This window comes from Variovorax sp. 10N420 (genome assembly GCF_056394705.1).
In genome coordinates this window covers 1-4,234 of the sequence record NZ_JBFTIJ010000031.1, presented here as the reverse complement: position 1 = coordinate 4,234, position 4,234 = coordinate 1, and the positions used below count along the sequence as shown (strand labels likewise).

Sequence of the window (4,234 nt, the reverse complement as noted above, 5' to 3'; positions counted from 1 at the left end):
TTCGCTGCGCTACGGGCAACCTGCGGTGCTCGCTTTTCGTGGGGTCCGCGCAAACTCGCTGCGCTCAAACACGCGCGGCCCTGATCCACGAAAAGCTCCGCTCCTCGGCACCCCCAGAAGGGAGTGCTCGGGCCGTCGCTTCGCTCGGCTCTTTGAATACCAACAGCCAAACCAAAAACACAAGGACGCGCCACGGCGCGTTCTGCCTTGGTATTGGTATCGGTATTCGTGTCCGGGTCCCCTCTGTGCGTGCCGAGGAGCGCAGCTTCAGGCGGACAAGGGCTGCGCGTGTTTGAGCGCAGCGAGTTTCGCGCGGACCCCGCCTGAAGCGAGCACCGCAGGTTGCCCGTAGCGAAGCGCAGGGACGCGCACAGTGGGGTCGCCTTTTCTTTGCTTACTTTCTTTTGGCGACGCAAAAGAAAGTAAGTCGCCCGCCGGGGCGAAACCCGGCCAACAGCCTACCAAGACCAACACCCCACCCGACCACACCCACCACAACCCACCACAACCCAAATCAAAGATAGTTAAACAACGATATAGAACTAAGCTTCGCAAACGTCATCTGCGTAGCCTGCAAAGAACTCTGCCGCTGATAAAACTCCGCAATCGCCTGCACAGGATCCAGATCCTGAATGCTCGAAAGATAGCTCTTGTCATTCAAGTCCCGACTCGCCCCGCTCGAATTCAGCGCATCGATCTCATTCAACCGCGACCCAATCGACGCCCGAACCGTCAGCACGTTGTCGTAATTGTTGGAAACCTTCACGTTGGCCGTACTGAGCGCATTCAGCAGCTTGGCCTGCGCAGCCGCCCCGCCCCCCGCCAGCGGCGCCCTGAGAGCCGTGATGAGGCTACCCACCGTAGCAAACACATCCGACCCGGCATTCTTCGCAGTCGACACATCAAAAGTGTCTCCGTCCGCAGGCGTTCCGCTGATCTGGATCTGAATGCCACCGAAGACGATGGGCGTCTTGGGATCGAAGCTCCCGGCAGAAACCGTCACAGGCGGCACGTCCTTGGTCTGCACGGTGTAGTTGCCGCCAGCAAAGCTGATCTGGAAGTCCTTGCCGTAGTTCGGGTCCGTCGCGTCATTGACGCCGATCGCGCTGAACACACCGGTTCCGGTATTGGCGGCGCTGTCCGAAGCAACGTACTTTCCGTTGTTCTGCACCGACTGGAACACCGAGCGCCCGTCGTCGGATGTCGACATCTGGCGCGCCACGTCCACCTGCATCAGGCGCTGGCCCTGATCCCCCACATACTGAATGCCGCCTGGTGAAGAAACGAAGGGCGCCGTGGCGCTCTTGTAGCCAGCGAAGAGGAACTGGCCGTTGCCGTCGTCGGTGTTGGCAAGGCCCACCAGCTCGTCCAGGTTGCTCTGGAGACTGGTCGCCAACGATGCGCGATCCGCATCCGACAGCGTTCCGTTGCCCGCCTGCACGGTGAGCGTCTTGATGTTCTGCAGGATCGTCGTCGCGCTGTCGAGCGCGTTCTCTTCCCGAGACAGGGACAAGGTCGCACGATCGCGGCTGGTCGCGTATTGCGAGGACTCGGCCAGGCTCTGGCTGACACCCAGCGCGCGCGTCGCACCTACCGGGTCGTCCCCAGCGGTCAGGAACTTGGTCCCGGCAGATAGTTGCTGCTGGACCCGAAACAGCTTCTGCTGCTGCTGGCCCATCGCGACGACATTCTGTTCATAGAAAGAACTGGTGCTGATACGCATCACGGCTCCTGGATTCTGGATATTGAAAGGATCAATTGCTGATGGCGAGGATCGCGTCGAAGATGGTCGAAGCGGTCTGGATCACCTTGGCATTGGCCTGGTACATCTGCTGGTACATCAGCAGGTTGCCCGTTTCCTCGTCCTGGTTCACACCGGAGATGGATTGCTGGCTCGCCTTGATCTGGCTGGTCACGCTGTCCTGAGTCTTCGAGGCGACGTTGACTTGCATGGCCCGGTTGCCCACCTCGCTCACGATCTGCGAATACGCGCCGTTGAAGGTCGAGCTGCCGTTGGCCATCGTGGTCTGGCGCTGGAGCGCTCCGAGCAACAACGCGTTTGTGCCGTCGGAAACGCCTGCGGTGTTCTTGCCGATGGTGAAGGTGTCGCCCTGGGCCGGCTGGCCGCTCAGGCTGACGCTGATGCCGTCGAAACTGATCTGTGCGCCCGCCGTGTACGGCACGGTCGCTCCGGGCGCGTAGGTGCTGGATGTGCCGTCGGCAAGGGTCACTGTCACGGCCGAGCTCCCCGGAAATCCGGACAGCATGTTCGTCCCCGCGTCATAGCTCAGCGTGACCTTCGATGCGAGCGGCGTGGCCGGATAGCCGGCACCGATCTTGGCCGCGCTGAGCGCGCCGCTGCCTTGGTTGGTGCTGGTGTTGCCGGTGATCACCGGCGAAGCGGCAGCCACCTTGCTCGGGTCGAGCACCGTCACGGTCATGTCGCGCGCGCCGGTGCGCGTCGGCTGCACCAGGAAGGAGTCGCCATCCTGCGGAGCGCCGCTGGCGGCGGCGAGGCTCACGCCGTCGAAGGTGATCGGGAAGCTCGTGAACGAGCCCACAGACTGGTTGTCCGAAAGACGAGTGACCGAGTACGTCATCGTGCCGGCGACGTTCCTGGCCTGCACCGAGTAGTCGCTCGTCGTGAGCTGGTTGGTACTGGTCACGCTGCCCGTGAGCACGAGGGTGCCCGAGTTCTTCGCGTTCGAGAACACGCCGGGCGAGGCCGTCGTGAAGAAGTCCTGGCCGAGCGCGCCACTCAGGTCGACGCCGAGATTCTGTTGCGCGTTGATCTCGCTTGCGAATGCCATCGACAAACGTCCGATGGCATTCTGCGTGGGCGTCAGCGTCTCGTTGCGGAAGGTCATGAGACCGCCCAGCGCACCGCCGGTGAACGTGTTGTCGCTGAGTTCCGACACGTTGCCCGCGATGCCCACCAGCGCGACCGCAGTGCGGGTGGGGTCGGCGGAAGATTGGATCGCCTTCATCGTGGCGGCCTGGTCGCCTGTCACCAGGGACTGGCCACTGCCGATGAAGACGTTGTACTTGCCATTGTCCTGCTGCAGCACCTTGACGTCGACGATCTGGCTGAGCTCGCTCACCAGCTGGTCGCGCTGGTCCAGCAGGTCGTTGGGCGGCTGCCCACCGGCCACCGCACTCATCATGCTGATCTGCTGGTTGAGGCTGGCGATCTTGCTCGAGTAGGTATTGATCTGGTCGACGCTGCCCGCGATCTGGTCGTTGACGGACGAGTTGATGTCGGAGAGGTACTTGTCAGTCGACCGGAACTTGCTGGCCAGCGATTGGGCGGAGCTGATCAGTTGCTGGCGTGCGGCCGTGTCCGCGGGCGTGTTCGCCACACCTTGGACTGCCGTGAAGAAGCTCTGCATTAGCGGGCTCAGGCCACCGGTCTGGTCCGCCAGGAGCGAATCGATGCGGTTGATCTGGGTGCCGTTGGTGCTCAACGCTGCGGATGCCGACTGCGCGGCGGCAAGCTGCGCCGTGAGGTAGCGGTCGTAGCTGCGCGAGATCGTGCTGACGGTGGCGCCGTTCCCGATATAGCCGGACCCTGTCGCGGTCGGCGAGTTGGTGGCGATTTCGGCAACTTGCCGGCTATAGCCTGTCGTGTAGACGTTGGCAGTGTTGTGAGCGGTGGTCATCAACGCGGCTCGCGCAACGCCGAGACCGCTCAGGCCCGTGAAAAACAAGCTTCCTGACATGTGGCTTTTACCTTGTGCGGTGAGTGTCTGTGGGGGCATCGGCATCGTGTTCGTCGCGATGCCCGTTGCATCTATATCGGCGCGAGCGCGCGGAAGTTGAGGTCGGCGGGATCGAGTTCTTCAGTGCCCAGCCTGAAGACGCTGACAGCTTGCACGAGACTCGACGCCTGCTCCTGCAACGACTCGGCTGCTGCAGATGCTTCTTCGACCAGTGCGGCGTTCTGCTGCGTGACCTGGTCCATCTGCGTGATCGCCTGGTTGATCTGCTCGATGCCCGACGTCTGCTCCTGGCTGGCCGCAGTGATCTCGCCCATGATGTCCGTCACCCGCTTGACGCTCTCGACGATCTCTTCCATGGTCTTGCCCGCTTCGCCCACCAGCGCGCTGCCCGCATCGACCTTGCCCACCGAGTCATCGATGAGGCCCTTGATTTCCTTCGCCGCCGCTGCCGAGCGCTGTGCAAGGCTTCGCACTTCAGAGGCCACCACGGCAAAGCCGCGGCCCTGCTCGCCGGC

The 4,234-nt window shown here is 62.7% G+C and carries 3 protein-coding genes; all 3 read right to left on the bottom strand.

Annotation, left to right across the window (positions count from 1 at the left end; translation table 11 throughout):
- Positions 1-514: 514 nt before the first annotated feature.
- Positions 515-1,723 (bottom strand): flagellar hook-associated protein FlgL, encoded by a 1,209-nt coding sequence (gene flgL / locus AC1DEK_RS30015; protein ID WP_478128969.1) that lies wholly within the window; start codon positions 1,721-1,723, stop codon positions 515-517.
- A gap of 31 nt (positions 1,724-1,754) precedes the next feature.
- Complete coding sequence (gene flgK / locus AC1DEK_RS30010) at positions 1,755-3,719, bottom strand: flagellar hook-associated protein FlgK (RefSeq protein WP_478128968.1); 1,965 nt, start codon at positions 3,717-3,719, stop codon at positions 1,755-1,757.
- Between the two features lie 71 nt (positions 3,720-3,790).
- Positions 3,791-4,234, bottom strand: a 444-nt coding sequence (locus AC1DEK_RS30005; RefSeq protein WP_478128967.1) for a methyl-accepting chemotaxis protein, incomplete at its 5' end; no start/stop codon positions are given.